Source organism: Pseudomonas cichorii, assembly GCF_003700275.1.
Taxonomy (GTDB): domain Bacteria; phylum Pseudomonadota; class Gammaproteobacteria; order Pseudomonadales; family Pseudomonadaceae; genus Aquipseudomonas; species Aquipseudomonas cichorii_B.
In genome coordinates, this window is the sequence record NZ_RBRE01000036.1 from 12,422 (window position 1) to 37,937 (window position 25,516).

General features: G+C 58.7%; 26 protein-coding genes. 13 read left to right on the forward strand and 13 right to left on the reverse strand.

The features are described from left to right. Window positions 1-47: 47 nt before the first annotated feature. Both ALQ04_RS09270 and ALQ04_RS09275 read right to left on the reverse strand, forming a co-directional pair. A complete protein-coding gene (locus ALQ04_RS09270; RefSeq protein ID WP_259644979.1) occupies window positions 48-1,559 on the reverse strand; it encodes a Het-C domain-containing protein in 1,512 nt (503 codons plus the stop codon). Window positions 1,560-1,750: 191 nt separating this feature from the next. Continuing rightward, window positions 1,751-2,464, reverse strand: a complete 714-nt coding sequence (locus ALQ04_RS09275) for an SIMPL domain-containing protein (protein WP_122315462.1) — start codon at window positions 2,462-2,464, stop codon at window positions 1,751-1,753. Between the two features lie 197 nt (window positions 2,465-2,661). Here ALQ04_RS09275 and ALQ04_RS09280 point away from each other — a divergent pair, with 197 nt between their 5' ends. From ALQ04_RS09280 to ALQ04_RS09315, 8 genes are all read left to right on the forward strand, one after another. Further along, complete coding sequence (locus ALQ04_RS09280; RefSeq protein ID WP_122315463.1) at window positions 2,662-3,921, forward strand: ATP-binding protein; 1,260 nt, start codon at window positions 2,662-2,664, stop codon at window positions 3,919-3,921. Next, the gene (locus ALQ04_RS09285) at window positions 3,918-4,478 is read left to right on the forward strand and encodes a response regulator transcription factor (protein WP_122315464.1); all 561 of its coding nucleotides are present in this window, start codon (window positions 3,918-3,920) and stop codon (window positions 4,476-4,478) included. The genes ALQ04_RS09280 and ALQ04_RS09285 overlap by 4 nt, the downstream gene beginning before the upstream one ends. Window positions 4,479-4,565: 87 nt before the next feature. Next, window positions 4,566-6,293, forward strand: a complete 1,728-nt coding sequence (locus ALQ04_RS09290; protein WP_122315465.1) for an ABC transporter ATP-binding protein/permease — start codon at window positions 4,566-4,568, stop codon at window positions 6,291-6,293. A gap of 98 nt (window positions 6,294-6,391) precedes the next feature. Continuing rightward, window positions 6,392-7,141 carry a FadR/GntR family transcriptional regulator gene (locus ALQ04_RS09295; RefSeq protein WP_122315492.1) on the forward strand — a complete coding sequence of 250 codons (750 nt, stop codon included), beginning with the start codon at window positions 6,392-6,394 and terminating at the stop codon, window positions 7,139-7,141. Between the two features lie 248 nt (window positions 7,142-7,389). Next, window positions 7,390-8,301 (forward strand): 5-dehydro-4-deoxyglucarate dehydratase, encoded by a 912-nt coding sequence (gene kdgD / locus ALQ04_RS09300; RefSeq protein ID WP_122315466.1) that lies wholly within the window; start codon window positions 7,390-7,392, stop codon window positions 8,299-8,301. A 160-nt stretch (window positions 8,302-8,461) separates the two neighbouring features. After that, window positions 8,462-9,838, forward strand: a complete 1,377-nt coding sequence (locus ALQ04_RS09305; protein WP_122315467.1) for an MFS transporter — start codon at window positions 8,462-8,464, stop codon at window positions 9,836-9,838. Between the two features lie 10 nt (window positions 9,839-9,848). After that, complete coding sequence (garD, locus tag ALQ04_RS09310; RefSeq protein ID WP_122315468.1) at window positions 9,849-11,402, forward strand: galactarate dehydratase; 1,554 nt, start codon at window positions 9,849-9,851, stop codon at window positions 11,400-11,402. Between the two features lie 228 nt (window positions 11,403-11,630). Then, window positions 11,631-11,870 carry a PLDc N-terminal domain-containing protein gene (locus tag ALQ04_RS09315; RefSeq protein WP_122315469.1) on the forward strand — a complete coding sequence of 80 codons (240 nt, stop codon included), beginning with the start codon at window positions 11,631-11,633 and terminating at the stop codon, window positions 11,868-11,870. Window positions 11,871-11,893: 23 nt separating this feature from the next. On the opposite strand, the gene ALQ04_RS09320 is transcribed toward ALQ04_RS09315, so the two are convergent. Both ALQ04_RS09320 and ALQ04_RS09325 read right to left on the reverse strand, forming a co-directional pair. Continuing rightward, window positions 11,894-12,664 (reverse strand): S9 family peptidase, encoded by a 771-nt coding sequence (locus tag ALQ04_RS09320; RefSeq protein ID WP_122315470.1) that lies wholly within the window; start codon window positions 12,662-12,664, stop codon window positions 11,894-11,896. Then, window positions 12,648-13,772 (reverse strand): DUF3182 family protein, encoded by a 1,125-nt coding sequence (locus tag ALQ04_RS09325; RefSeq protein WP_122315471.1) that lies wholly within the window; start codon window positions 13,770-13,772, stop codon window positions 12,648-12,650. Before ALQ04_RS09325 ends, ALQ04_RS09320 begins: the two co-directional genes overlap by 17 nt. A 189-nt stretch (window positions 13,773-13,961) precedes the next feature. Here ALQ04_RS09325 and ALQ04_RS09330 point away from each other — a divergent pair, with 189 nt between their 5' ends. Further along, window positions 13,962-14,174, forward strand: coding sequence for a hypothetical protein (locus ALQ04_RS09330; RefSeq protein WP_122315472.1), 213 nt, complete (start codon window positions 13,962-13,964; stop codon window positions 14,172-14,174). 280 nt (window positions 14,175-14,454) lie between these two features. Here ALQ04_RS09330 and ALQ04_RS09335 read toward each other — a convergent pair whose 3' ends face one another. After that, window positions 14,455-14,649, reverse strand: a complete 195-nt coding sequence (locus ALQ04_RS09335) for a hypothetical protein (RefSeq protein ID WP_122315473.1) — start codon at window positions 14,647-14,649, stop codon at window positions 14,455-14,457. A 252-nt stretch (window positions 14,650-14,901) separates the two neighbouring features. Between ALQ04_RS09335 and cysC the strand changes: the two genes are divergently transcribed. Further along, window positions 14,902-15,510: an adenylyl-sulfate kinase gene (gene cysC / locus ALQ04_RS09340; RefSeq protein ID WP_122315474.1), complete on the forward strand. Its 609-nt coding sequence runs from the start codon at window positions 14,902-14,904 to the stop codon at window positions 15,508-15,510. Here cysC and ALQ04_RS09345 read toward each other — a convergent pair. The 6 genes from ALQ04_RS09345 to ALQ04_RS09370 all read right to left on the reverse strand — a co-directional run bounded on the left by ALQ04_RS09345 (window position 15,494) and on the right by ALQ04_RS09370 (window position 21,108). Beyond that, entirely contained in the window at window positions 15,494-16,279 is a 786-nt protein-coding gene (locus ALQ04_RS09345) for a sulfite exporter TauE/SafE family protein (RefSeq protein WP_122315475.1), read from the reverse strand. The genes cysC and ALQ04_RS09345 overlap by 17 nt on opposite strands. A gap of 109 nt (window positions 16,280-16,388) precedes the next feature. After that, window positions 16,389-18,203: an EAL domain-containing protein gene (locus ALQ04_RS09350; RefSeq protein WP_122315476.1), complete on the reverse strand. Its 1,815-nt coding sequence runs from the start codon at window positions 18,201-18,203 to the stop codon at window positions 16,389-16,391. Between the two features lie 242 nt (window positions 18,204-18,445). Then, window positions 18,446-18,988 carry an alpha/beta hydrolase gene (locus ALQ04_RS09355; protein WP_122315477.1) on the reverse strand — a complete coding sequence of 181 codons (543 nt, stop codon included), beginning with the start codon at window positions 18,986-18,988 and terminating at the stop codon, window positions 18,446-18,448. Window positions 18,989-19,029: 41 nt separating this feature from the next. After that, complete coding sequence (locus ALQ04_RS09360) at window positions 19,030-19,746, reverse strand: hypothetical protein (RefSeq protein WP_183142143.1); 717 nt, start codon at window positions 19,744-19,746, stop codon at window positions 19,030-19,032. 24 nt (window positions 19,747-19,770) lie between these two features. Next, the gene (locus ALQ04_RS09365) at window positions 19,771-20,274 is read right to left on the reverse strand and encodes a GAF domain-containing protein (protein WP_122315479.1); all 504 of its coding nucleotides are present in this window, start codon (window positions 20,272-20,274) and stop codon (window positions 19,771-19,773) included. Window positions 20,275-20,463: 189 nt separating this feature from the next. Then, window positions 20,464-21,108 (reverse strand): hydrolase, encoded by a 645-nt coding sequence (locus tag ALQ04_RS09370; RefSeq protein WP_122315480.1) that lies wholly within the window; start codon window positions 21,106-21,108, stop codon window positions 20,464-20,466. Between the two features lie 161 nt (window positions 21,109-21,269). Between ALQ04_RS09370 and ALQ04_RS09375 the strand changes: the two genes are divergently transcribed. Beyond that, window positions 21,270-22,154: a LysR family transcriptional regulator gene (locus tag ALQ04_RS09375; RefSeq protein WP_122315481.1), complete on the forward strand. Its 885-nt coding sequence runs from the start codon at window positions 21,270-21,272 to the stop codon at window positions 22,152-22,154. A gap of 60 nt (window positions 22,155-22,214) precedes the next feature. On the opposite strand, the gene ALQ04_RS09380 is transcribed toward ALQ04_RS09375, so the two are convergent. Beyond that, window positions 22,215-22,676 (reverse strand): hypothetical protein, encoded by a 462-nt coding sequence (locus tag ALQ04_RS09380; RefSeq protein ID WP_122315482.1) that lies wholly within the window; start codon window positions 22,674-22,676, stop codon window positions 22,215-22,217. Between the two features lie 202 nt (window positions 22,677-22,878). Between ALQ04_RS09380 and ALQ04_RS09385 the strand changes: the two genes are divergently transcribed. After that, window positions 22,879-23,238 carry an I78 family peptidase inhibitor gene (locus tag ALQ04_RS09385; protein ID WP_122315483.1) on the forward strand — a complete coding sequence of 120 codons (360 nt, stop codon included), beginning with the start codon at window positions 22,879-22,881 and terminating at the stop codon, window positions 23,236-23,238. Window positions 23,239-23,247: 9 nt separating this feature from the next. Here ALQ04_RS09385 and ALQ04_RS09390 read toward each other — a convergent pair whose 3' ends face one another. Continuing rightward, a complete protein-coding gene (locus ALQ04_RS09390; protein WP_122315484.1) occupies window positions 23,248-24,339 on the reverse strand; it encodes a tartrate dehydrogenase in 1,092 nt (363 codons plus the stop codon). 87 nt (window positions 24,340-24,426) lie between these two features. Between ALQ04_RS09390 and ALQ04_RS09395 the strand changes: the two genes are divergently transcribed. Continuing rightward, window positions 24,427-25,344: a LysR substrate-binding domain-containing protein gene (locus tag ALQ04_RS09395; protein ID WP_259644981.1), complete on the forward strand. Its 918-nt coding sequence runs from the start codon at window positions 24,427-24,429 to the stop codon at window positions 25,342-25,344. Window positions 25,345-25,516: the final 172 nt, after the last annotated feature.

The following is a 25,516-nucleotide window of genomic DNA, read 5'->3' on the forward strand; positions in this document are numbered from 1 at the left end:
AATAGACAACGGATAGTGCCGCATTTGTCCGGACTCGAACAATGCTCTTACTTGCCGGTGATTTTATTCCACAGGTCTGACAGCGAAGTGCTTTCAAAGAAGGTCTGCAGGAAACTGGAGCTTTCCTTGTTGAACAGCTGCAAGCCTGCTTCTGCGCTGTTTCGCAGGCGTTCATGGGTGTGGTCCAGTTCGCTTTTGAGCGTTGCATGCTTCACCAGCCCCGGGTTCCTGTTGGCCCAGTCGCGCACCAGTTCGTCCTGCCAGTCGCAGTCCATGGGATGACTGAAGAACTTTGCCGCCACCTGTGCCGGGTGCCCGGCTCCCTCCTTGTGGTGCCATTGACTCAATATTGCCTGCCCGACCTGCATCACGGCCTTTTCTGCCAGCAGGGCTGCGAGGGCGTGCAACGGGTGTTCGGCGTGGTCCTTGGCAAGCTGCGAGTGCGATGGATCGGTAGAGCCGCTGCTGTTCGGATCATCACCCAGGGCGGTCTGTACGTCGTCGATACTGTTGCCGATCCAGGTGGTCAGGCCTTGCATGGCGGTGCCGACTGCATTGCCGAGGATTTTGCCCGGCGTGCCGATGAACGCATAGAACCTTTCGACCTGTTCGGAGAACGGCAGGCTGGCCCATTGGTCGCGGGTGCTCAGAAAGGTTTCATAGGCCTGCAGCAGTTGCTCGTTGGGATGTTCGCCCAGCAGGATCAGGATGATCTGGTCGCGCTCGTAGCGGGCCCCGGCCTTTATCGCTTCAAACGGTTGGTCATCGGTCGAGAACAGGATCTTGCCGAGCGGCGCCGCAAGGCTGGCAATGATGTCGCTGCCGCCAAACATGCCGGTTACCAACGGTAGTCGATGCTTGCAATCTGCTGCGGATGTCCATGGCAGCACGGCGCTGTGACCAAGCTTGATCAGGCTCAGTTCGACAAAGTTGGAGTGGGCGAAGAAGTCTTCAAGGATGTGCAGCCCCGCGCCAAATGCGCGCAGCCCATCGGTGGATTCCGGGCCTGCCTGGGTCGCGGTGTCGAGTTCGCGGCTCATGATTTCCACAGAGTGCTGGATATAGCGCTTCATGGACGTCTGTGCATCGACCTGCAAGGCCGGATCGCCGGGCTTCACCCAGTCCTCGAAGTCCGGGTCGCGCTCCCTGGGGTTGGCAGGTTTCGGGTTGATGGCCTTTGGGTTGTCGATATGCTCGCCTGGGCGATAAACACCGAGCCTTTGCGGGGTTACGGTAAAGCGCGAACGGTCGATCTTCATAAGGTCTGTGAATTCCCGCACCGCCAGTACATCCACGATGCTGGTCAGGGCTTCGCGCGACAGCAGGTCCGGAAAACTCTTGGGCATGCTGGCGGCGCGGACGATCTTCGGATCGAGCAGTTGCGAGTAATCGCGCAGCCAGTTGCCGAAATAGATGGCTCGTATTTCATCCTTCCGGAAACCAGCGGTTTCAAGGACCGCCTCGATCGAGCCGTGAGTCGCCTTGTCCTTGTTGCCCTGGCCTGCTTCAAAGCGGGCCGCCATGGGGAGAGGTTCCAGAACCTCGATGGGAGTATTCATCCGTGATTTCTTCATCGATTTGAATGGTGGGGTTTGTTGAGATTGCAGGAGATTTTACGGGGTGTGCGGGGAGGGGAAATCAGGCGGGGCGTTGAGCGTTGTAGGGCGAGGGAACATGGGTTGTCGGGATGACGCTTTCGCGGATGAAGCCGTTCCTGCCATGCAGGAGCGGCTTCATTCGTTAACGGGACTCAGGGAGTCTGTACCTCGATCACACCATCGGCCGAAACACTGACCTGGCTGGTGCCGGCCTCGACATCCGGTGTCGGGGCCGCATCGGCGCGTTCGGCTTTCATCATCATGACCGGTGCGCGCAGGTAAGGCTGTGGATAACCCGATGTGTTGAGGTTCAGGTTGACCAGTTTATAGCCGGTGCCGCCCAGTGCCTCGGTGACCAGTTGGGCGCGGGCCTTGAATGCTGCCACGGCATCCTTGAGCAAGGCGTCTTCGCTGGCCTTGCGGGTTGGTGTGGAAATGGAGAAGTCCATGCCGCCCATTTTCAGGTCGTTGAGCAATTCGCCGGTCAGCTTGGAGAGCGCGGCGAAGTCGGCACTTTCCAGGCGCAGTTCGGCGCGCTCACGCCAGCCGGTGATCGCCTGGCCTTTTTCGTCGTAGATCGGATAACTGTTGCGGCTGCCCTGGCGAATCGTCACTTCCTTGACCTGGCGAGCCTGGCCCAGTGCCTTGTTCAGGGTTTCGGTGATCTGCGCAGCCAGTTTGGCCGGATCGCTGTTCTGGGCCTCGCTGTAGAGCGTGACGAGCATCAGGTCGCGCTGGACTTCCTGATTGACCTCGGCACGCAGTGAAATCTGGTTGTAACGCGCCTCATCGGCCATTGCCTGGACGCAGGCGAGGGCCGTGATTCCCAGGGTGATGATCAGGGCGACGGGACGAAGGCTGAACATGGGCAACTCCTTGTTATAAAAGCGCTATCCGAAACAGTCTGGATCGCTGCTGGATTGACACAAAGCCATAGGACTATAGCCAACGGTTCCGGTTCCAGGCAGACACAATATGTGACGCGTTGACGCACTTTTCCAGTTTTGCCTCCTGCTTGGTTATACTCGCTGCGATCCGCCTGGAGCGCTCATCAGGAGAGCTCATGCTCGCCCCCGTTCAAATGCTTTCAGCTACCCGCCAGAATCTGTGGCGCCTGACCTTCATTCGCACCCTGGTGCTGGCTGCGCAGGCAGGCTCGGTCGGGATTGCCTGGCTGTTCGATGTCATCCCGCTGCCCTGGTTGCCGCTGTCGATTACCCTTGGCTGCTCGGTGGCCCTGTGTGTGTTGACGGCCGTTCGGTTGCGTACTTCGTGGCCGGTCACCGAACTGGAATATGCGCTGCAACTGGCGCTGGACCTGATTATCCACAGTGCACTGCTGTATTTCTCCGGTGGTTCGACCAACCCGTTCGTCTCCTATTATCTGGTGCCGCTGACCATCGCGGCCGTGACCTTGCCGTGGCGCTATTCGCTGATTCTGTCGGGCATTGCCCTGACGCTCTATACCTTGCTGCTGTACCGCTCCTATCCGCTGGAAACCTACCCGATCTCCCGGGAAAACATGCAGATCTATGGCATGTGGCTCAGCTTTGTGCTGGCGGCTTCGGTGATTACGTTCTTTGCGGCGAAGATGGCTGAAGAGTTGCGGCGTCAGGAACAGTTGCGCGCGGTGCGCCGTGAAGAGGGCCTGCGAGACGAGCAGTTGTTGGCGGTCGCGACCCAGGCGGCTGGCGCGGCACACGAACTGGGCACGCCTTTGGCAACCATGAGCGTGCTGATCAAGGAGATGCGCCAGGATCACCATGATCCGGCCTTGCAGGACGACCTGTCGGTCCTGCAGGAACAGGTCAAGCAATGCAAGCAGACCCTCCAGCAACTGGTGCGGGCCGCCGAGGCCAACCGACGCATGGCGGTTGAATATCAGACGGTGATCCAGTGGATGGACGAATCGCTCAACCGCTGGCACCTGATGCGCCCGGAGGTCAGCTATCGCTTTTTCCAGATGGGCAAGGACAATGTGCCGATCCTGGCGCCACCGCCGGACTTGACCCAGGCGCTGCTCAACCTCCTGAACAATGCCGCCGACGCCTGCCCCGACGGGCTGGAGGTCAACCTGAACTGGGACAGTGCGCAAATCTGTATCAATATTCGTGACCACGGTCCGGGTGTGCCGCTGGCCATTGCCGAGCAGATCGGTAAACCCTTCTTTACCACCAAGGGCAAAGGCTTCGGCCTTGGCCTGTTTCTGAGCAAGGCCAGCGTTACCCGCGCCGGGGGCTCGGTAAAACTCTATCGTCATGAAGAGGGCGGCACGCTCACCGAGCTGCGTTTGCCTCGTGACACTCAAGGAGATCAAGCATGAGTGATGACATCCAGGTCGAAGGCGAAGAGCTTCCGCATTTGTTGCTGGTCGACGACGACGCAACCTTTACCCGCGTCATGGCACGCGCCATGAGCCGCCGCGGGTTTCGGGTCAGCACCGCAGGTTCGGCCGAAGAAGGGCTGGTGATTGCCCAGAACGATATTCCCGAATATGCCGCGCTCGACCTGAAAATGGACGGCGATTCCGGTCTGGTGCTGCTGCCCAAGCTGCTGGAACTGGACCCCGACATGCGCGTGGTGATCCTCACCGGTTATTCGAGCATCGCCACTGCCGTCGAGGCGATCAAGCGTGGCGCCTGCAACTACCTGTGCAAGCCGGCGGATGCCGACGATGTGCTGGCGGCGCTGCTGTCCGAGCATGCCAACCTCGACACTCTGGTTCCGGAAAACCCCATGTCGGTGGATCGCCTGCAGTGGGAGCACATCCAGCGCGTATTGACCGAGCATGAAGGCAATATTTCGGCAACTGCGCGGGCGCTGGGCATGCACCGTCGTACCTTGCAGCGCAAATTGCAGAAGCGTCCGGTACGCCGTTGATGAAGTTTAATTCATGAGGTCAGAGGGCGTTTTTGCTTCATTGTGAACAGGCATTGTTCTTCTTGCAGATAGAAGTCGAGCCTGATCATGAATCGCAACGCTGAAGTCAACGACGCCCCGAACGGCAATTTCCTGCCCAGAGTCTGGAAGCTGATCACGCCGTATTGGCGTAGCGAAGAAAAGGCCATTGCCTGGTTGCTGCTGGCTGCGGTGATTGCCTTGTCGCTGCTGAGTGTGGAAATTTCGGTACAGATCAACAGCTGGTACCGGGATTTCTATAACGCTCTGGAAAAGAAGGACCTGGCGTCTTTCTCTCACCTGATCCTGTATTTCTGCGCGATTGTCGCCGTGGCGATTCTGGTGGCGGTATATCGCCTGTACCTGACGCAACTGCTGACCATTCGCTGGCGTCGCTGGCTGACCGAGCAGCATTTCGCCAAATGGCTCAGCCACAAGAATTACTACCGGCTGGAACAGGCGGGCCATACCGATAACCCTGACCAGCGGCTGTCCGAAGACCTCGATCAGTTCGCGAGCCGAACCCTGTCGCTGGGCATCGGGCTGTTGAGTACCGTGGTCAGTCTGGTGTCGTTCTCGGTCATCCTGTGGGGCGTTTCCGGCAGCATCGAGGTGTTTGGCGTCACTATTCCCGGCTACATGTTCTGGGCCGCGCTGGTGTATGCCGTGCTCGGTAGCTGGCTGACCCACAGGATCGGACGGCGCCTGATTGTGTTGAGCAATCAACAGGAACGTTTCGAGGCCGACCTGCGCTTTGCCCTGGTGCGGGTGCGCGAGAACGCCGAAAGCATCGCGCTCTGCGATGGCGAGCCCAACGAGCAGCAACGCCTGGGCGCTCGCTTCGCGATGATCTGGAGTAACTTCCGCTCGATCATGAAGGTCCAGAAACGCCTGACCTTTTTTACCGCTGGCTATTCGCAGATTGCGCTGATTTTCCCTTTCATCGTTGCCGCGCCGCGTTATTTCGCCGGCAAGATCGAGCTGGGCGATCTTATGCAGATCAACTCTGCCTTTGGCAGTGTGCAGGAGAACTTCAGTTGGTTCATCGACGCCTATGCTTCGCTGGCCTCATGGCGTGCGACCTGTGATCGCTTGCTCAGCTTCCGGCAGGGCATGGATGACAATGAGCAGCAGGGCAGCGCAATCACCCTCGGGCATGGCGGCGAAACCTTGCAGTTGCAGGCGCTGGGATTGGGCCTTACCGGTGGCCGAGTGTTGCTGCGCAATGCCAGCCTGTCGATTGCTGCGGGCGAGCGGGTCATGCTCAGCGGCCGTTCCGGAAGCGGTAAAAGCACTTTGCTGCGTGCCTTGGGCGGGTTGTGGCGTGAGGGGCAAGGGCACATCAGTTTGCCGGACGAGCGCAGCATGTTCCTGCCACAAAGGCCTTACCTGCCGATTGGCACCTTGCGTGAAGCCTTGAGTTATCCACAGCCTGCGCAGAATTACCCGACCCAGCGCTTCGCCGAGGTGCTGCAAACCTGCCGGCTGGAGCATCTGCTGCCGAGGCTGGATGAGCACGACCACTGGCAACGCCTGTTGTCGCCCGGCGAGCAACAGCGCGTCGCCTTTGCTCGGGCCCTGCTGTTTGCGCCCCGCTGGCTGTATCTGGATGAAGCCACCTCGGCCATGGATGAAGAAGACGAGGCAGCGCTGTATCGGGCGCTTCTCGATGAGCTGCCCGACATGACGATTTTAAGCATCGGCCACCGCAGCAGCCTCAAGCGTTTCCATGCCCGAGACCTGCGAATTGAAGCGGCTGAGTTGCATGAACGGACGACTTCGCAACATCTTGTCTGAAAGCTGTTGGCTTCCTGGCGTTAGTTTTCAGGGTGTGATCGTATAACTGCTGAGCTATGATTGGCCTTTGTTTAACAGTGCCGAGATCGATGTTGGATATGGAAAAGCAAAGCGCTGCGCCTCGCGCACGCAGAAAGCACCGCAGCCTTGCGCAGGAACTGGTCACTGAACTGTCCGAGCGTATCAGCAGCGGACAGCTCAAGCGCGGCGACAAATTACCCACCGAATCCGCCATCATGGAAGAGCAGGGTGTGAGTCGGACTGTGGTTCGCGAAGCCATTTCCCGCTTGCAGGCCTCCGGTCTGGTCGAGACTCGGCATGGTATCGGCACGTTTGTGCTGGATATCCCCAGCCCCAGCGGTTTTCGCATCGACCCGGCGACCATCGTCACCTTGCGCGACGTACTGGCGGTTCTGGAATTGCGCATCAGCCTGGAGGTCGAGTCTGCCGGACTGGCCGCCCAGCGTCGCAGCGATGAGCAACTGGCGGCCATGCGCGCTGCGCTCGATGCACTGAACGAAAGTGCAGCGCATGCCACCGATGCCGTGGCGTCGGACTTCCAGTTCCACCTGCAGATCGCGCTGTCCACCGGCAACCGCTACTTCACCGATATCATGACCCACCTGGGTACCAGCATCATTCCGCGCACGCGCCTGAATTCGGCACGTCTGGCCCATGACGATCAGCAGCACTACATGAGCCGCCTGAGCCGCGAGCACGAAGAAATCTACGAAGCCATCGCCCGCCAGGACGCCGAAGCCGCCCGCGCCGCCATGCGCCTGCACCTCACCAACAGCCGCGAACGCCTGCGCCATGCGCATGAAGAGGCCGAGTCGCAGAGGGCGTAGTAAGGTCAAGCTGCAAGCTTCAAGTCAAAAGCTTGTAGCTTGTAGCTGAAGTGATCGTATAACTCCCGCTTTCCTGAAAAACTCCCCAGCCCCCGCATTTAAAGGCCTTCAGGCCCTTTCATCGCTTTCCTCTCGAAAAACCTGCAAATCCCTGTTGAGACATTTTATTTTCAGTTGTACGATGACTTACGACATCGGATCTGCCCCGATGATCCATTCACATTTTTGTCCCACAGGGTGTTCGAATAATGAATCCACAAGAACTGAAGTCCATCCTCTCTTCCGGTCTGCTGTCTTTCCCGGTTACCGATTTCAATGCCCAGGGCGACTTCAACCGCGCCGGGTACATCAAGCGCCTTGAGTGGCTGGCTCCTTACGGCGCAAGCGCGCTGTTCGCCGCAGGCGGCACTGGCGAGTTCTTCTCCCTGGCTGCCAGCGAATACTCCGAAATCATCAAGACTGCCGTCGACACCTGCGAAACCAGCGTGCCAATTCTGGCCGGTGTTGGTGGCCCGACCCGTCAGGCCATCGAATACGCTCAAGAAGCCGAGCGTCTGGGTGCCAAAGGTCTGTTGCTGCTGCCGCACTACCTGACCGAAGCCAGCCAGGACGGTGTTGCCGCTCACGTTGAAGCAGTCTGCAAGTCGGTCAAGATCGGCGTCGTGGTCTACAACCGCAACGTTTGCCGCCTGACCGCGCCACTGCTGGAAAAACTGGCCGAGCGCTGCCCTAACCTGATCGGCTACAAAGATGGCCTGGGTGATATCGAACTGATGGTTTCGATCCGCCGTCGCCTGGGCGACCGCTTCTCGTACCTGGGTGGTCTGCCGACCGCTGAAGTCTATGCCGCTGCCTACAAGGCACTGGGCGTACCGGTTTACTCCTCGGCAGTCTTCAACTTCGTACCGAAGCTGGCGATGGACTTCTATCACGCTATATCCCGTGACGATCACACCGCTGTCGGCAAGATGATCGACGATTTCTTCCTGCCATACCTGGATATCCGTAACCGTAAAGCCGGTTATGCCGTAAGTATCGTCAAGGCCGGTGCAAAAATTGCCGGTTACGACGCAGGTCCGGTTCGCGCTCCACTGACCGACCTGACAGCCGAAGAAGTTGAAATGCTGGCTGCGCTGATGGACAAGCAAGGCAAGCAGTAACACCGCTACAGGCAAAGCCGCTGAGAGATCAGCGGTTTTGTCGTTGGACCATGCAGGTAAAAGTTGTCGTCGCCGCTGACACTTTTAAGGGGCCTGCTGAGCTAGACCAAAAAAAATGTATTACCCGCGTAAAAAAATAATGAGTGGGAGTTCAAAAAACATGCAAAAGTCCAAGCCGACTCACGTCCGCTATTTGATCCTGTTGATGCTGTTCCTTGTCACCACGATCAACTATGCAGACCGAGCCACCATCGCGATTGCCGGTTCCAGCATCCAGAAAGACCTCGGCATCAGTGCCGTAACCCTTGGCTACATCTTCTCGGCATTCGGCTGGGCCTACGTGGCCGGTCAGATCCCCGGCGGCTGGCTGCTCGACCGTTTCGGGTCGAAGAAAGTCTATGCCATGAGCATTTTCACCTGGTCCCTGTTCACCCTGCTGCAAGGCTATGTGGGTGAGTTCGGTATCTCCACCGCCATCGTCGCGCTGTTCATGCTGCGCTTCCTGGTGGGTCTGGCCGAAGCGCCATCCTTCCCGGGTAACGCCCGTATCGTGGCTTCCTGGTTCCCGACTGCCGAACGCGGCACTGCCTCGGCGATCTTCAACTCCGCGCAATACTTCGCCACGGTACTGTTCGCTCCGCTGATGGGCTGGATCGTCTACACCTTCGGCTGGGAACATGTGTTCATTGTCATGGGGGCCGGCGGCATCGTGTTCTCGCTACTGTGGATGAAAGTCATCTACAGCCCGCGCAACCATCCGCTGATCAACGAAGCAGAGATTGAATACATCGCCAGCAACGGCGGCATGGTCGACCTGGATACCCAGGACAAGACCAAAGACAAGAAAGGCGGACCGCGCTGGGATTACATTCGCCAGTTGCTGACCAACCGCATGATGCTCGGTATCTACCTGAGCCAGTACTGCATCAACGGCATCACCTATTTCTTCCTGACCTGGTTCCCGGTGTATCTGGTCCAGGAACGCGGCATGACCATCCTCAAGGCCGGCTTCATTGCGTCCTTGCCTGCCATCTGCGGCTTCATCGGTGGTGTACTCGGCGGCGTGATTTCCGACTACCTGCTGCGCAAGGGCCACTCGCTGACCTTCTCCCGCAAGGCGCCGATCATCTGCGGCCTGCTGCTGTCGACGTCCATCGTCACCTGTAACTATGTTGACGTGGAATGGGTTGTCGTAGGCTTCATGGCTCTGGCGTTCTTCGGCAAGGGTGTTGGTGCGCTGGGCTGGGCTGTAATGTCCGACGTTTCGCCCAAGCAGATTGCCGGCCTGAGCGGTGGTTTGTTCAATACATTCGGTAATATCGCGTCGATTACTACCCCGATCGTGATTGGTTACATCATCAGTTCTACTGGTTCGTTCAAGTGGGCACTGGTGTTCGTCGGCGCGAACGCGCTGGTGGCGGTAATCAGCTATATCTTCATCGTGGGTGAGATCAAGCGCGTGGAATTGAAAGAGCCGCCAACCAAGGGGCCTTTGCTGGACGATCAAGCCAGCGACCTTTCCCAAGCCAAACCTTGAGGTAACCGTGATGAACCTGATTCAACATGCCGATTCCCCACGGTATATCCGGCTGCATCCGCTGGATAACGTGGTGGTCGTGGTCAACGACCAGGGCGTACCAGCCGGAACCGAGTTCGACAACGGGCTGGTGACTGTCGATAACGTACCGCAGAGCCACAAGGTCAGTACTGTGGATCTGGCCGAAGGCGAGGCCGTGATTCGTTACGGCCACACCATCGGTTATGCATTGCAGCCTATTCCACGTGGCAGTTGGGTCAGGGAAGACCAGTTGCGCATGCCTTCTGCGCCTGCGCTGGACAGTCTGCCGATGTCCGATGCCGTGCCGGAAAAAGAGGCCCCGCTGGAAGGCTATACCTTCGAGGGTTATCGCAACGCCGACGGCACCGTGGGCACTCGCAACATCCTGGGCATCACCACCACCGTCCAGTGCGTGACCGGTGTCCTCGATTTTGCGGTCAAGCGTATCCGTGAAGAACTGTTGCCGCGTTACCCCAACGTCGACGACGTGGTGGCCCTGACCCACAGCTACGGCTGTGGCGTGGCCATCACCGCCACCGACGCCTACATTCCGATCCGTACCGTGCGTAACCTGGCGCGCAACCCGAACCTGGGTGGCGAAGCGCTGGTCATCAGCCTGGGCTGCGAGAAATTGCAGGCCGGGCAGGTGATGCATGAAGACGACAGTTCGGTGGATCTGAGCGAGCCATGGCTGTACCGGCTCCAGGATTCCAGCCATGGTTTCAATGAAATGGTCGAGCAGATCATGGAACTGGCTGAAGTCCGCTTGAAGAAACTGGACCTGCGTCGTCGTGAAACCGTACCGGCTTCGGAACTGATTCTCGGCATGCAATGCGGCGGCAGCGATGCGTTTTCCGGCATCACCGCCAACCCGGCGCTGGGTTATGCCTCGGACCTGCTACTGCGTGCTGGCGCGACGGTGATGTTTTCCGAAGTGACCGAAGTACGCGACGCCATCTACCTGCTGACTTCCCGCGCACAGGACGAAACTGTCGCCAAGGAGCTGGTGCGCGAGATGGACTGGTACGACCGTTACCTGGCCAAGGGCGAAGCGGATCGCAGCGCCAACACCACGCCGGGCAACAAGAAAGGCGGGTTGTCGAACATTGTCGAGAAGTCCCTGGGATCGATCGTCAAGTCCGGCAACAGCGCGATCAACGGCGTGCTTGGCCCTGGCGAGCGGTTCAAGGGCAAAGGGCTGATTTTCTGTGCCACGCCGGCCAGTGACTTCGTGTGTGGCACCCTGCAGCTGGCTGCCGGGATGAACCTGCACGTATTCACCACCGGACGCGGTACACCGTATGGTCTGGCGATGGCCCCGGTGGTCAAGGTTTCGACCCGGACCGAACTGGCCCAGCGCTGGCCCGACCTGATCGATATCGACGCCGGACGCATTGCCACCGGTCGCGCGAGCATCGAGGACCTGGGTTGGGAGCTGTTCCATTTCTATCTGGATGTGGCCAGCGGCAAGAAAAAGACCTGGACCGAGCACTACCGCCTGCACAACGACATTACGCTGTTCAATCCGGCCCCGATTACCTGATATCGGGCCTTTTCTCGCGAATGAATTCGCTCCTGCCGACCGCGCAGGAGCGAACTCATTGGCGAACCTTCTGCTCCCTCTCGCCTGAATGGTTTCATCAATCGGGACCGCCGGTGCCCTGAACCCATCGAGTTTTCCTACTTCTCTGAACTTTCGTGCCCGTGAAGACCTCTTCTATTCAAGGGCGCCTGTTCGGCGACCTATCTGCAAACAGGTGGGAGGTTTCAAATGCCTTGGATATCCGAAAGTGGTTTGTGGCTCTTTACGGCTCTGGTTGCGCTGATTGTGCTGGCCGACATATGGGCTGTCCTGCGGGTGCGTAAAAGCGACACGAACTCCAGCAACAAGTTGCTGTGGATCGTGGTGATCGTCGCTGTGCCGGTGATTGGTGTGTTGCTGTGGGTACTGACAGGGCCAAGACATGTCTCCCGCCCTGCCAACCCGGCCCAAGAGGCCAGTAAGTATTGATACCGGCCTCTGGAGTGCTTCTCTCAGGAGTACTTCGCCGAATGGTGAGGGTAATTGTCCAAACGGGCGCCAATGACCATTTCGCTGATCCAGTTGGTCAGCATTGAGCTGTAAATGCTCTGGCTGATATCACTGCTCAGCGCATGGTCGGCGCCATCGACCAGCCGGTAGGTCAACGAATGCGCCAGCTCGAAGGCGCTGCGATAGCTCATCAGGGTCGCATGCGGCACGTAATCGTCCTGCTCTGATTCGATCAGCAGCACGTCGCCCTTGAAGTCCTTGCAGGCTGCCAGGGCGCGATTGTCCGCGGCAGTCACGACCGAGCGCCGATAATGCGCGAGTTTGTCGCGATCCAGCTCCTGCTTGGGCATTTCCCAGTCCGCATCCCAATACAGCGCAGGTACTCGCAGCGCGAGCCATTTGACCGGGCGCAGTGAGCTGAGAATGGTCGCCAGATAACCGCCGTAACTGCTGCCGATGACGGCAATCGCATCGCGGTCTACTGCCGGGTGGCTGACCAGCCGGTCGTAGGCCGCCAGCAAGTCATTGAGGCTTTGTTCTCGGGAAACCTTGGCGCGCATCTCGTGGGTGCGTTCATGACCGCGCAGGTCGAATGTCAGGCACACGCAACCCAGGCCGGTGATGTTCTTGGCACGAGCCAGGTCGCGCTGTTGACTGCCGCCCCAGCCATGCACGAACAGAATGCCGGGGATCCTGGCGCCGGGGGTCAGGATCGTCCCGGAAATGGATTGGTTTTCAACGTCGATTTCAATGCTTTCACTGCGCACACTCATAAGGTTCAACCTGCATGAATTTAGTGATGAGGCCCACTTGAGAGTCATCGCCCTCATAAAGGACCTGGGCGTTGGAAGGGAGGCTGTTCTGGCCATAGATTTCGTGGGTGGAAACCTGAATACGCTGGAGCGCCGGATCTTCGGCGAAGGCCAGCAGGGCTTCGATTTCTGCCGGGCTGGCACCGCCAATCCGCCAGGACTGTTCCAGCACACCTGAACACGCCTGGCCGCGTGCGTTGCGGCCCTGAGCGATGTCGTAATTGCGGCGTGAGGCGATGAAGCCCGGAAAGCAGGCACTGGCGGCACGGTCGTAGGCAATCGCCTGCTGCACGGCGCGCCGGATCGGGGCGTCCAGATCCTGTTTGAGCAGGACGTCATAGTCGCCGCGTACGATCCACAAACGCGATCCGCCATAGACGGTTTCGCCCTGATTGTCGGTGGTCAGGCTTTGCGTGCCATGGTAACTGGCGATCATGCCCGCGACCTGCACTTGCCCCACGCTGTAGGTGATCACGTCCTGCAGGTTTTCCTCCACGACCAGACCCCAGCGCTGCACTTCAGATTCGTTCTGCTGGTCGATGGCGCTGGCCAGCTCCTGTTCTGTGCGGGCGACAATCTGTCCGCGACCGGCGGTGGCGAGCACCGGCTTTACCCGCACCGGACCGTTTGCCAACAGTTGTCTGCCAGCCTTCAGCGCATCGTCCAGATTGAACACGGTAAAGCCCGGAAGCACAGCCTCGACGGCCTGACGATGAAAGTCATCGGACCAGCCTGATGGCCTGGCTGAAGAAGCTTCAGGCAATGGGTGGGAAATGGCTTTGGTGGCCATGAATGGCTCGCTGACCAGACCGCCGAACAGGTCGTCAATCGAGTCGATCGCCAGATGCTCGGGCATGTCGCTGCCGATCAGGGTATCGGACGGCACAAAGTAAAGGCCGGGACCTTTGTGCAGCGTCTGGTCATGGAGCCCGGCAAATTCGGCGCCCAGCAGCCGGGCCAGTTTCTGCGCCAGCACCTGATGAACGACCACTTCATGAGGGGCGAGCTTTTTGTGGGTGGGTAATAGAACAACGTCGGCTTTCGTGGTGCCTGTTCTTGACCCGCGCATGAGACAACTCCCTTTATGAGGCGTTAACAGGTTTATCAGGCCTCTTAAGGCTTATGAAGCGCTGTCGCTTCCAGGAGTTCCTTCGGTGTGATGAGTGACACGACTGGCTAAATCGTATTTTTCTGCAATTCTTTTGCAATAGTGAGGTGCTTATATCCTCGCCATCGCAAACTCGTATGGAGAAAACTCATGGCGATAATTGCAAAGTGGGCGTTGCAGGCTGTTGCTCTGTTTCTATTCGCCTGGATGGCGAGCGTTGCGGCGCACTGGAACAGTACGATGATTAACGGCTCCGGGAGTGACCGGCTGGCCCAACTGAACGAGAGCGCTTTGCTGAGCACGGCTGTCAGCAGCAAGCATGCTGTGGCGCAGGACACGGCATTTGTCAGTCAGGGCGAGTAGGGCAGGCGGAGGGGCGTAGTCGGGACTGGCGCTTTTCGACAGGCAAAAAAATGGCCCACAACGCGGCGGGCCAAATGGGATTCATCAAAGGAGTGATGTGAATGTACACAGGCAAAGGTGAAGAGGATGTGAAATGAATGTTGGCGAAACGAGAATTGGTTTCGGCGGCTGAAGGCCCGGAAAATGACCGGTCCGGTTCAGCAAAAGCGGCGGGAGGCGAGGCAGGAAAAGCCCCCCGGCGTTGATTGCTCCGCGCCGAAGGGATCTTGAAAGGCGGGTGTCAGGTGGGCGCTGCGGCTCGCTCTGGTACCGCTCGTCTGGCAAGTTGTGGCAGAGAATGAGGTGCATCGATGCGCGACTTCATTCGTTCGGCGAACTCTTTGGCTTCTTGCCAGCTCCGGCAGGTCACCGGGTATTCGTCCAGTTTCACGACCCAGTTGGCCCCGTAAGTACCTTCTTCAATTCGGATAAGCATTTCACGCATCTCCATTTGGTAAGGTGAGCAGTTGCCGAGTCACCGGCACGGAAAGTTGACGCCCGGAATCCTGCGCCGAAAATCCCGATTGGGCTACAACAAATTACAGATCCCGATGAGCGTGTTTCATCTGCCTTGACCAGGATCAACGGCATCTGTCGAGTACTGTCGGTTTGTTGCTAACATCCTGCGCCACGGACGCTGTATCCCGATGCCGGGTGGCGGATAAAAAACAGAGGGACATGTCTGATAATGGCCAGCCACGATCTGCCGCACGCGCAGAATATCCACCGCCAGCAACTCAGCGTTACACGCCAGGACAGGGAACGTCTCAATAGCCACAAGGGCCAGGTCATCTGGTTTACCGGTCTGTCCGGCTCCGGCAAGTCAACACTCGCCAATGCGCTGGAACAGACGCTGCATGCTCAGGGCAAGCGCACCTACGTGCTCGATGGCGACAATGTTCGCCAGGGCTTGAACAGGGACCTGGGCTTCAGCGACATGGACCGGGTGGAAAACATCCGCCGGGTGGCGGAAGTGGCGCGGCTGATGATGGAGGCCGGAATCATCGTGATCACGGCGTTTATCTCGCCCTTCCGCCGGGAGCGGGAAATGGCCCGGCAGGTGATCGGAGCGGAAGATTTCACCGAGGTTTATATCAGCACGCCCATTCAGATCTGCGAAGAGCGTGATCCCAAGGGACTGTACAAAAAGGCTCGCAGTGGCCTGATCCCGCACATGACAGGTATCGACAGCGCTTATGAGGCCCCCGAAAAGGCCGCAGTCATTGTCGATACCTCTGTGCTCACGGTAGAGCAGGGTCTTGCTCTGGTGATGGCGTCGATCAGAACGCCAGCTTGAAACCGATCATCGCCAGCATGATCGCCAGGAACGGCCGCAGCAGTTCATCGGAGACACGCCCGGCCATGTGGCTGCCCAGATAAATGCCGGGCAACGAGCCCATCAGCAGCCAGGCCAGCAACTCCCAGTTCATGTTGCCCATGCTGGCGTGTCCGAGGCCGGCGACCAGTGTCAGCGGCACCGCATGAGCGATTTCGGTGCCCACCAGGCGGCGGGTCGGCAGCAGCGGATACAGGATAAACAGCGCAACCGTGCCCAGAGCGCCCGCGCCGATGGAAGTCAGCGCCACCATGGTGCCCAGAATCAGACCGGTTATTACCGTCAGGGCATTCAGGCTGGAACCCTTGAACAACGACAGCCCGTCGCTGCGGTTATGAGCGAAAGCCAGCAGCTTTTTCTTGAACAGGATGGCCAGTGCGGTCAGGAGCAGGACAATCCCGAGAGCCTGCTTGATGATGGCGTTCAGCGCATCGGGCGCGGAATCCAGCGTGCTCAGAAACCACAGGGTCAGCAGCACCGCAGGTACGCTACCCAGCGTCAGCCAGCCGGTGATCTTCCAGTCGATGTTGTCGTTCTTTTTATGGACCACCACGCCGCCGGCCTTGGTGATCGCGGCATACAGCAGGTCAGTACCCACAGCGGTCGCCGGATTGATGCCAAACCAGAGCAGGATCGGCGTCATCAATGAACCGCCACCAACGCCAGTCATACCCACGATAAAGCCGACCACCAACCCTGCAATTACGAATCCCAGACCACCGCCATCCATATCTGACCCTTTAATTTAAGTCCCGTGTGTCGGGTAAAAAATTGGCGGGCAGCATAACGATTTATGTCAGGCACGGTTATGAATATGTGGTCTAAGGTTATAACCGTTCTTACAGAGGCCGTGCTTCGGCAGCCTCGTGGAGGATGGCGGGCAGGGCCTGATTGGGTTTCAGCCAGTCCAGCAAGGCATCGGCTTCCATGGGCCGGGCAATCAGATAACCTTGCCCTTCATCGCAACCCCATTGGCGCACCAGCTTGCGGATGGCGTCGGTTTCAATGCCTTCGGCGACCACGCAATAGCCCAGCTTCTTGGCCAGGCCGATCAGGGATTTGACCAGACGCTGGTCGGCCTCTTCGACGGTCAGGTTGCGCACCAGCGACTGATCCAGCTTGACGGTGGTGGCCGGCAACTGGCGCAGATAGTTCCAGTTGCTGTAGCCGGTGCCGAAGTCATCGATGGCGATATGCATGCCCAGTTCGCGCAGGCGCTCCAATTGGCTGCGGACTTCTGTCGGGTTCTGCATCAGGGCACTTTCGGTAAATTCCAGCTCGAAGTGCTCAGGGGAGATGTCATGCTTTTTCAGCAGCCAGATTACCCGGTCAGTGAACACCGGCCCGGTCAGGTCGTCGGGCGTCACATTGATTGCGACCCGGATATCAAAACCCTGGCGCTGCCAGCTCGCGGCCTGCTCGACGGCAGTCTGCAACACCCAGAGGCTCAACGGACGCATGAGCGCGGTCTTTTCCGCCAGCGGAATGAACTCGGCTGGACCGATCGGCCCCAGCGTCGGATGGTCCCAGCGCAGCAGCGCCTCGACCGATGTGCAGGTACTCGATGCCAGATCGATGCGTGGCTGATAAACCAGGCGCAGTTGATCGTGGGCATGCACGGCGTTGGTCAACGAGCCGAGCAGCTGGAATGCTCGCTGCTGAGTCGCGTCCATGTGCGGCTCGTACAGCGCCCAGCCGGCGCGGCGGGCGCGGGCATTGTCGGCGGCGCTGACGACCAGGCGCATCCAGTCCTGATCCGTTGGCCCGGAACTCTGGAGCAGCACAATGCCAAGGCCGACCTGCATCTGTACCGGAATGCCGTGGCATACCACCGGCGACTCGAAGTCCTTGAGGATGGCGCGATACACCGCCTCGTCCGCTCCGTTGTCAGCAGGAAACAAAAAGCCGAAGCGGGTCGGGCTGACTTTATATAGAGGGCTGCTGGGCGGCAGCATGGCCTGCAGACGGTTTTTCATTTCAACGACCAGATCCTGGGCGAAGTTGTAGCCCAGCGCCTTGACGATGTCGTTGAGGAATTCGGGGGTGATCATGTCGACCGCTATCAGGCGCGTCTCTTTACCGCTTCCCAGCGTCAGGCGAATGTCTTCTTCAAGGCGCAAACGGTTGTAGAGCCCGGTGGGCTGGTCGACGAAGCAGCTCAGGCGCAGATCGACGATGCGCTTCATGACCAGCGCGGCCAGACGCCTGAGCATCAAGGCCTCCCGCGGGTTCATCGGTGGCCTGGGTTTGGTGTCGATGACACACAGCGTGCCCAGCGCAATGCCATCCTCGGTGATCAGTGGCGCGCCTGCGTAGTAACGAATGCCCGGTTCTCCGGTGACCAGCGAGTTGTCCTTGAAACGCTCATCGAGCGTGGCGTCGATCACCTCCAGGGATTCGTCCGAGAGAATCGCATAGGCACAGAACGAGACGTCGCGCGGTGTTTCCTGGGCCTGAAGGCCAACCCGGGCGCGAAACCACTGGCGTCGTTCGTCCACGATGGAAATCAGCACTATGGGAGCCTCGAAGAACTCGGCGGCCATCGTCACGATTTCTTCAAAGACGGCATCCACCGTATTTTCAAGCACGCACAGTTCGGTAATACGTAACAAACGTTGCGTTTCGTTCAGCGGAATAGGGGCGCCGGTGCTCATAGAACTCTCGAATCTACAGGTGATGACCATTGGCCATTATGCGAATCACTGTATCAGACACCGTCATAGGTTGGTTTGATCGCACCGTAACAAGGTTTGCCACAAAAAAAGTTTTACACGGCCAGAAGCCGTGCAGGCCTTGATGTGCGTGGTCTGCGTCAGGCGGGGAGGGGATGGACAGGCTTAACCATTCGTCGCTAAAGCATTTGTACGCCCGCACCAGCGGGTACGGGCGTTGTTATTCAGTGGCTGCTCAGCTTCTGCAGCAGTTGATAGCCCTCGAACCAGTCCTGCAATCCATTGGCCGAACTCAGATGGCCCTTGGCTCCCATATCAATCCACTCGGCTCCGCGGCTGACGGCCCAGTCTCGGGTGTATTCGGTACTGGCGTAGGGATCGTTCGAGCTGCTGACCACCATGCATTCAAATTCAAACGCTGGCACGGGTGTGTAGCGAAAGCCCGAGGCTGCCGAAACCGGAAATGACAGCGAGGCCGGGTCTGGCACCGCGACCAGCAAGGCGCCACGAATATGCCGGGCCTGCTCGCTGCGTGCCGCCCAGTGCGCGACCGCCAGACAGCCGAGGCTGTGGGCGACGATCACCGTGTCAGGTCCCAGCTCATGGATATGTTGTTCGATAGTCTGGACCCAGTCATCACAGTCGACCTGATCCCAGTTCCTGGCCGCCAGCCGCTTCCAGTCAGGGTGCCTGGCCTGCCATCGCGTCTGCCAGTGATGGGCGTCTGAATTATTGATGCCTGGAACGATCAGCACCGAGTTGTGCATTGTGTAGCTCCCTTTTATTTACGCTTCCATTGATGACAACTTTAACTCGCCGGGACTTCCTCCAGAACCAGCACGACCCCCGGGTAATGGCAGGTGTCATTACAGAATGACTCCAGGTCGGTGCCGGGAAAGATCCAGGCATAGGCTGTATTGCTCGATGTATCGCGGCTGAAGTCATTCTGACTGTGCAACCATTGATTTAGTTGCTCGTGCACCTCATCGATCGTCAGGCCCTGAATCTGCTTTTTCGTCAGGAACGGCACAATAAAGGTAGCTGCGAAATGGCGGCCCGCCTCTCCCTTGAGGGTTATTGCATCGGTTTTTGCGGCATTCAATGCTGCGGTTACTGCATCAGGCCCACCTATGAGTTGCCAGGCATGCTTGGCCTCAAAAGCGAAGTCTTCATCCGGATTGCTGATGTAGAGATCACAGCGGCCACGTCCGCCAAGCACTTCGTCCATGCAGGAGGTGTGGGGGCGATACTTTTGCGTGGGATATTCCTCCAGCGCGACCCAGCCAGGTATCGACCACGCCGCTCCAGCCAGGGTGCTGACATTGGCCCGCTCGTTATGCCACCAGCAATTGTCGTACTTCAACAGTTTTACATAGCGTTCGACCGCAACCAGCCAGGCGCTCAGTAGCTGTCCGATGGCCGGGTCGCCGTGTTTCTGAAAAGTCCTTTCCATGGATTTCTTTCTCGGTGGGAGCGGATTTATCCGCGAAAGTTTTTTCGCGAATGAATTCATTCCTGCAGCCATGGAGCGAATTCAAAAACGAAGGGGTCAGCAGGTCACTTCTGATTGCGCTTCCAGAAGTTGTTCATGGGCATACAGCGTACTGCCCAACAGTGTGCAGAACACTTTCAGGGTATCGATCGTTTCCGGATTACCAAGCTTTGCCGGTAATGGGTCGAGCCCGCACAGCGTGCCGAAGAACACACCGTTCGGGAAAATGATCGGCATGGAAAAATAACTCTGGAAACCGTACAACTTCGGCACCGGATGGTCGGCATACAGCGGATCGGTTGCTACCTCTTCAATCACCACGATATGGCGACTGGCACGGATTTCATTACAGATGGTGGTTTCAATCTCAAGCTCGTGGCCGGGCTCGACACCGAACTGGATATCGTCGCAGACCGCGCAGGCGGTCCAGTTGGTTTCTGACACCTTGGCGATGGCAGCAAATCGTAAACCGGTCAGCCGGCCCACCAGCTTCAAAAGACTGGAAGTCGCTTCTATTTCACTGATCACGGCCATTTCTGCAGCCGTCACGTTACTGTTCAAGGTGATCTACTCCGGGGTGTCGCGGTGTTCGGGCTTGCTGATCGTGGCGTGCCCTTTCTGAACCTGATCCTGACATATTTATTCAAAGGCTTCATGGCTTATTAATGTCGTGCGACAGGCTGCTACAGCACAACGGCCAATGCCGGCGCGTCATCACGACGCGCCGGCATTGTTGCGATCAGGCAAGTATCAGGAAACAGTCCGCTGCGGTGCCTTGTGCACCATGGTGTAGGCATAGTCGACGCCCATTCCGTAAGCCCCGCTGTGTTCCAGCACCAGCGCCATGACTGCGTCGTAGGTTTCCTTGTGTGCCCAGTCACGCTGGTATTCGAGCAGCACTTGCTGCCAGGTCACCGGAATCGCGCCAGCCTGAACCATGCGCTGTACCGACATGTCATGCGCTTCCTTGGTAGTGCCGCCCGAAGCGTCGGTGACGATGTACACCTCGTAGCCTTCAGCCATGGCTTCCAGCGCCGGGAACGTCAGGCAGACCTCGGTCCACAATGCGGCGATGATCAGCTTCTTGCGCCCGGTGGCCTTGACCGCTTCCACCAGTTTCCTGTCTTCCCAGGAATTCATTGAGGTGCGCTCGATAGGCTGCTGATCCGGAAACACGCCCAACAGTTCTGGCCAGATGTAGCCGCTGAAGCTTTCGGTTTCCACCGAAGTCAGGATGGTCGGCACGTTGAACAGCCTGGCGGCCTTGGCCAGGCCAACGGTGTTGTTCTTCAGCGTCTGGCGATCGATCGACTGCACGCCGAATGCCATTTGTGGCTGGTGGTCGATCAGGATCAGAGCGGAGTTGGTCGGGTTCAGCAGTTCAAGTCTGGACATGATGATTTCCTTTCAAGTTAATAACTGAGTGTGCGTCGTAAGGGTTAGCCGCCTGGCCCGTCGGGCGTTTGCTTGCTGGCTTGGGAGTAAATTTACGGGCTGGCGATTATTGAGACAATTCCATAAAATCGAGACTCATTGTTTCCAGAAAAGGGACGTTCATGGATCGTATCGACTGCATGCGTACATTTGTCGCCACGGTGAATGCCAATGGCTTTGCCGCAGCGGCTCGCGTGCTGGATGTGCCTCGCTCGAAAGTCAGCAAACAGATCCAGGCGCTTGAAGAAGCACTTGGCGTGCAATTACTGTTGCGCACCACCCGCAGCCTGCACCTGACCGAAGCCGGGGCCGAGTACTACGATGCCTGTCGCGAAGTGCTGGCATCGCTGGATGAAGCCGAGCAGCGGGCGCGCAGTGGGCTGGGTGAAGTGCATGGCGTGCTGCGGGTCAACGCACCGATGTCATTCGGGCTGTGCCGACTGGGACCGTTGATTCCCAAATTCCATGAGCAGCATCCCAAGGTTGAGCTGCAACTGGTGTTCAGCGACCAGCAGGTCGATCCGGTCAAGGGCGGCTTTGACGTGACCATTCGCATCGCCAGCCTGGCCGACTCCTCGATGGTCGCTCGCCATCTCGCGCCTGCGCCGCGCATGCTGGTGGCGTCACCCGCTTACCTGGCCCGCGCAGGCATCCCGCAAGTACCCCGCGACCTGGCCTCGCATCAATGCCTGAACTACGGCTATCTGCAAAGCGGCGTCAGCCTGCAACTGAGCAATGGCCGCGAAACCCAGAAAGTCCACGTCACCGGCCCGCTGCACGCCAACAACGGCGACCTGCTGGCGCAAGCGGCAGAAGCGGGCATGGGCATCGCCCTGTTGCCGACCTTCATCGTGGAAAAAGCCGTGGAGCAAGGACGATTGATCCCCGTGATGTGCGACTGGCAGGCGCCACCGATTTCCATCAACGCGGTGTACCCGTCCGCCCGGCGTGTGCCACTCAAGACCCGGGCGTTTCTGGATTTTCTGGTGCATGAGTTGAGTGATTGAGTCGTTGGAAGGGCGTCAGGCCTGGCTGCCCGAGAGCGAGTGGCGGGCAGCCAGGCCGGATCAGGCGCAGGGGCGGGCCACCAACAGGCTGACACTGCCCATGCGAGAAGCGTCGTCCTTGGCTGTATCCGCAGGCAGCGTCCGCCAGTCGACGGTTAAACAGATTGCAGTCACTTGCTGATTTCTTTCGATGCCTACCGGCCTGCTGAAATCAAAGCGATACATGGCGCGTGTTGTGTCCATCGCCTTGACGCTCTGAGATCCCCCCAAGGTTTTTCTTGCCATATCGGGTATCAGATTGTTCGGTACCGTGAAATGCGTCGGGCTTTGAGAGCTGAACATGCCCTCGTCGCGAGTGCGCTTCCAGAGTTGCTGCCATTGAGCATTGCCTGCCGAAGCTTCAAGCGTTGCTCCATAGGCCTGTAATGTCTCTGGCGGAACCTCCCCGGTGGCCAATGCATGGGCAGAACTGCTGAAGAGTCCGAGCAAGACAAAAGATACTGCAACCGCTGGATACTGCATGGCTGACTCCTTGTTGGTCGTGGCCCTGTCGCTGGGCAGGAGAGAGGCTAGCAGGCGGGTAGAGGGTTTTCATTGAATACGTGAGTAGTGGTGGCGGCCATACACAGATCAGTCGACCGGATACCGCCACCACCTATCGCTGAACAGCAGTGAACCGAACGCTGCAGGCAATGTCTCATGGCCACTTTGGAGTTTCGTCCTCATGGAAAAAGTCAGCCCTGCAACTTTCTTGCATTCATTTACTGCGGCCGTATTTTTTCTGCTTCTGGCCCTGCCGAGCGGGCATTCGATGGCCGGCGAGCAGCAGATTGATCATGGCTACACCTCTGGCAAACCCTACCACGGGAAGATGGCCATGGGCGGTTGCTACGCCGCACGAGCTTCTTCCCTGCTCGGAGAGCAACTGACCCCGAAAAACCGGCGGGAGATCGAGCGACTGACACGTGCGTCCGGCTCTCGTATCACCTCAAGCGACAGGCCCAGAGACCTGAGCTACAGCCCGCTTCGGCTGAATATCGAGGTCAATGGGCAGAACCGCATCGAAGACATCTACTGCCAGTAAAAACCGCTCCTATTCTGCGCGACGCACCTGCTCCTCGATGGCCTTGCCGAGGGTGATCGTCGAGCCCGTTCCGCCAAGGTCTGGTGTGAACGGCGCCTTCTCGGGACCTTGCGCCAGCACGGCTTCAATCGCCGACAGCACGGCGGCCCCGGCTTCGGCATGGCCCAGATGTTCCAGCATCATGGCGCCGCACCAGATCTGCCCGATCGGGTTGGCGATGCCTTTGCCGGCAATGTCCGGCGCCGAGCCATGCACCGGCTCGAAAAGGCTGGGAAAGGTCCGCTCCGGATTGATATTGGCCGACGGCGCAATGCCGATGGTGCCGGTACAGGCCGGGCCCAGGTCGGACAGAATGTCGCCGAACAGGTTGCTGGCCACCACCACATCGAAGCGATCCGGATGCAGGACGAAGTTCGCGGTAAGAATGTCGATGTGATACTTGTCGACCTTCACATCCGGGTACTTCTTGCCCATTTCCACGACCCGGCCATCCCAGTACGGCATGGTGATGGCGATGCCATTGGATTTGGTCGCTGACGTCAGATGCTTCTTGGGTCGACTCTGCGCCAGGTCGTAGGCGTACTTGAGAATCCGGTCGACGCCGACGCGGGTCATCACCGTCTCCTGAATCACCACCTCACGTTCGGTATCGGGAAACATGATGCCGCCGACGCTGGAATATTCACCCTCGGTGTTTTCCCGCACCACATAGAAATCGATATCGCCCGGCTTGCGGTCGGCGAGCGGTGCCTTTACGCCAGGCATCAGACGGCAGGGACGCAGGTTCACGTACTGATCGAAATGGCGGCGAAACTTCAGCAGGGAATCCCACAGCGAGATGTGGTCAGGCACCACGTCCGGCCAGCCCACTGCGCCAAAGTAGATCGCGTCGTATTGCTTGAGGGTTTCCTGCCAGTCATCGGGCATCATCTTGCCGTGCTCAAGGTAATAGTCTGCGCTGGCGAAATCGAACCAGTCCCATTGCAGGCCGATCCCGAATTTCTGCGCGACGGCGTCCATCACGCGCACGCCTTCAGGCATCACTTCCTTGCCAATACCGTCTCCGGGGATGACAGCGATCTTGTAGTTGTTAGTGGTCATGGCTGCGGCTCTCGTGCTTGTCAGATGATGTGTCCCAGTGTATTCATTCGCTACTCAAGCACAATTTGGCCTGCGGGAAATCCATTCTTGAATTCAAGTAAAGAATTGCTCACCAACACCGATGACCTCAGCTTTTTCAATCGGGTCGCCACCCACGGCAGCCTCACCGCCGTGGCGCGGGAACTGGGCCTGTCGCTGCCAGCGGTCAGCAAGCGCCTGACCCAACTGGAACAGCGTCTGGGTGTGCAATTGATCCGCCGCACCACGCGCCGGCTGGACCTGACACCTGAAGGCGTGCTTTACCTGGAAGGCGCCCGGCCGATACTGCGCCAACTGGAAGAGCTGGAAAGCGCGCTGGACAACCGCCAGCCGGTGCTGCGCGGCAAGCTGGGCATCAACGCCTCATTCGGTTTTGGCCGCCGCCACATCGCGCCATTGCTGTCGGTATTCGCCGCGCAACATCCGCATCTGGAATTGTCATTGCAGTTGACCAGCCAGCCGGTCAACCTGCTGGATGCCGGGATCGACATCGACATCCGCGTCGGCGAACCACCCGATTCGCGGCTGATCGCCCATCACCTGCTGGATAACCCGCGCATCCTCTGCGCCTCGCCCGCTTACCTCGAACGCGCTGGCACGCCACGCGACGTACCCGACCTCGCGCAGCACAACTGCATCGTCCTCAAACAGTACGAAAGCGACTACGCCATCTGGCGCTTTACCCGCGACGGCCAGGAATACAGCCAGAAAGTCTCCGGCACGCTGTCGAGCAACGACGGCGAAGTCGCCATGCGCCTGGCCCTGGACGGCCACGGCCTGATCCTGCGCTCGCGCTGGGATGCACAGGAACACCTGGCCCGCGGCGAGCTGGTGGCACTACTGCCCGAATATGCCGCGCCGCGAGCGGATATTCATGCCCTGTATCAACACCGACAGCACGTGCCGCAGCGGATATTGGCGTTTGCCCGGTTTATGGCACAAGCGCTGGCGGAACGCTTCGCGTAGGCGCGCGCACGACACGTGCAGGACCGGATTCATCCGGGAAGACATTCTTTCTGACGACACAAATGCTGTGAGTGTACGGGCCTCTTCCCGGATAAGCGGAGCGCAGCCCGATGCTCCCACAGTCCTCTGGCGGACTGGCAACACTGAATGCAGACAGAGGCTTTCCATTTAT

Bases quoted from the DNA above. Each gene is read 5' to 3' on its own strand.
- ALQ04_RS09270 (WP_259644979.1), bottom strand. From the start codon at position 1,559: ATGAATACTCCCATCGAGGTTCTGGAACCTCTCCCCATGGCGGCCCGC.
- ALQ04_RS09275 (WP_122315462.1), bottom strand. From the start codon at position 2,464: ATGTTCAGCCTTCGTCCCGTCGCCCTGATCATCACCCTGGGAATCACG.
- ALQ04_RS09280 (WP_122315463.1), top strand. From the start codon at position 2,662: ATGCTCGCCCCCGTTCAAATGCTTTCAGCTACCCGCCAGAATCTGTGG.
- ALQ04_RS09285 (WP_122315464.1), top strand. From the start codon at position 3,918: ATGAGTGATGACATCCAGGTCGAAGGCGAAGAGCTTCCGCATTTGTTG.
- ALQ04_RS09290 (WP_122315465.1), top strand. From the start codon at position 4,566: ATGAATCGCAACGCTGAAGTCAACGACGCCCCGAACGGCAATTTCCTG.
- ALQ04_RS09295 (WP_122315492.1), top strand. From the start codon at position 6,392: ATGGAAAAGCAAAGCGCTGCGCCTCGCGCACGCAGAAAGCACCGCAGC.
- kdgD (WP_122315466.1), top strand. From the start codon at position 7,390: ATGAATCCACAAGAACTGAAGTCCATCCTCTCTTCCGGTCTGCTGTCT.
- ALQ04_RS09305 (WP_122315467.1), top strand. From the start codon at position 8,462: ATGCAAAAGTCCAAGCCGACTCACGTCCGCTATTTGATCCTGTTGATG.
- garD (WP_122315468.1), top strand. From the start codon at position 9,849: ATGAACCTGATTCAACATGCCGATTCCCCACGGTATATCCGGCTGCAT.
- ALQ04_RS09315 (WP_122315469.1), top strand. From the start codon at position 11,631: ATGCCTTGGATATCCGAAAGTGGTTTGTGGCTCTTTACGGCTCTGGTT.
- ALQ04_RS09320 (WP_122315470.1), bottom strand. From the start codon at position 12,664: ATGAGTGTGCGCAGTGAAAGCATTGAAATCGACGTTGAAAACCAATCC.
- ALQ04_RS09325 (WP_122315471.1), bottom strand. From the start codon at position 13,772: ATGCGCGGGTCAAGAACAGGCACCACGAAAGCCGACGTTGTTCTATTA.
- ALQ04_RS09330 (WP_122315472.1), top strand. From the start codon at position 13,962: ATGGCGATAATTGCAAAGTGGGCGTTGCAGGCTGTTGCTCTGTTTCTA.
- ALQ04_RS09335 (WP_122315473.1), bottom strand. From the start codon at position 14,649: ATGCTTATCCGAATTGAAGAAGGTACTTACGGGGCCAACTGGGTCGTG.
- cysC (WP_122315474.1), top strand. From the start codon at position 14,902: ATGGCCAGCCACGATCTGCCGCACGCGCAGAATATCCACCGCCAGCAA.
- ALQ04_RS09345 (WP_122315475.1), bottom strand. From the start codon at position 16,279: ATGGATGGCGGTGGTCTGGGATTCGTAATTGCAGGGTTGGTGGTCGGC.
- ALQ04_RS09350 (WP_122315476.1), bottom strand. From the start codon at position 18,203: ATGAGCACCGGCGCCCCTATTCCGCTGAACGAAACGCAACGTTTGTTA.
- ALQ04_RS09355 (WP_122315477.1), bottom strand. From the start codon at position 18,988: ATGCACAACTCGGTGCTGATCGTTCCAGGCATCAATAATTCAGACGCC.
- ALQ04_RS09360 (WP_183142143.1), bottom strand. From the start codon at position 19,746: ATGGCTGCAGGAATGAATTCATTCGCGAAAAAACTTTCGCGGATAAAT.
- ALQ04_RS09370 (WP_122315480.1), bottom strand. From the start codon at position 21,108: ATGTCCAGACTTGAACTGCTGAACCCGACCAACTCCGCTCTGATCCTG.
- ALQ04_RS09375 (WP_122315481.1), top strand. From the start codon at position 21,270: ATGGATCGTATCGACTGCATGCGTACATTTGTCGCCACGGTGAATGCC.
- ALQ04_RS09380 (WP_122315482.1), bottom strand. From the start codon at position 22,676: ATGCAGTATCCAGCGGTTGCAGTATCTTTTGTCTTGCTCGGACTCTTC.
- ALQ04_RS09385 (WP_122315483.1), top strand. From the start codon at position 22,879: ATGGAAAAAGTCAGCCCTGCAACTTTCTTGCATTCATTTACTGCGGCC.
- ALQ04_RS09390 (WP_122315484.1), bottom strand. From the start codon at position 24,339: ATGACCACTAACAACTACAAGATCGCTGTCATCCCCGGAGACGGTATT.